Raw genomic sequence first — 1,166 nt, forward strand, 5'->3', positions numbered from 1 at the left:
CTTCTTGCTCGTTGTTGCGACGCTGCTCAAGAAGGTCGAAATACACCTTACCCGAACAGAACACGACGCGTTTCACTTTGCTTGGCTCCAAGTTATCCACTTCAGGGATCGCTGCTTGGAACGTACCTTCTGCAAGGTCTTCTAGAGTCGAAGTACAAAGAGGATGACGAAGCAATGATTTAGGAGACATTACAATCAATGGTCGACGCATTGGGCGTACTACTTGACGACGAATCATGTGGTACACCTGAGCTGGCGTTGATGGTACAACGACCTGCATGTTTTGCTCAGCACACAATTGAAGGTAACGCTCTAGACGAGCAGATGAGTGCTCCGGACCTTGGCCTTCGTAACCATGAGGCAGAAGCATCGTCAGGCCGCACAAACGTCCCCACTTTTGCTCACCAGACGAAATGAATTGGTCAATAACCACTTGTGCGCCGTTAGCGAAGTCACCAAACTGCGCTTCCCAAATGGTCAAACCACCAGGTTCAGCTGTTGCATAACCGTACTCAAATGCAAGAACAGCTTCTTCCGACAACACAGAGTCAAAAACTTGGAAAGGCCCCTGCTTGTCATGGATATTCGCTAGCGGGATGTAAGTGCTTGCATCTGATTGGTTGTGAAGAACTGAGTGACGATGGAAGAAAGTACCACGACCTGAGTCCTGACCAGAAATACGGATACGCTTACCATCGTCTACCAATGTCGCGTAAGCCAATGTTTCAGCCATACCCCAGTCAATAGCCTTCTCACCTGTCATCATTGCTAAGCGATCGTTGTACAGCTTGTTTACTCGGCTTTGCAGCTTGTGGCTTTCCGGGTACTGACATAAACGATTACCTAGCTCGACAAGGCGTTGCTTATCGTAGGTCGATTCCCATTGCATATCCCACTCGTGTCCCAAGTAAGGAGACCAGTCTACAGAATGCAATGCCATCGGACGCCACTCTTTCACCACTACTTCACCGCGGTCAAGTGCATCACGATACTCGTTCACCAACTGCGTTGCAGTTTCAATATCCGACTCATTCTTATCAATCAGAACATCGGCGTACAGTTTACGAGGAGTTGGGTGCTTTTTGATTTTTTGGTACATCAACGGCTGAGTCGCGTTCGGTTCATCCGCTTCGTTGTGACCATGACGACGGTAACAAACCAAATCA

1 protein-coding gene is annotated in these 1,166 nt (G+C 48.5%); it reads right to left on the bottom strand.

What is annotated here, in order from left to right; all coding sequences use genetic code 11:
- Nucleotides 1-1,166 (bottom strand): thiamine pyrophosphate-dependent enzyme (locus R7Q41_RS24205; protein ID WP_318144729.1); only part of this gene is annotated, 1,166 nt, incomplete at both ends.

Source organism: Vibrio sp. 2096, assembly GCF_033339595.1.
Taxonomy (GTDB): domain Bacteria; phylum Pseudomonadota; class Gammaproteobacteria; order Enterobacterales; family Vibrionaceae; genus Vibrio; species Vibrio alginolyticus.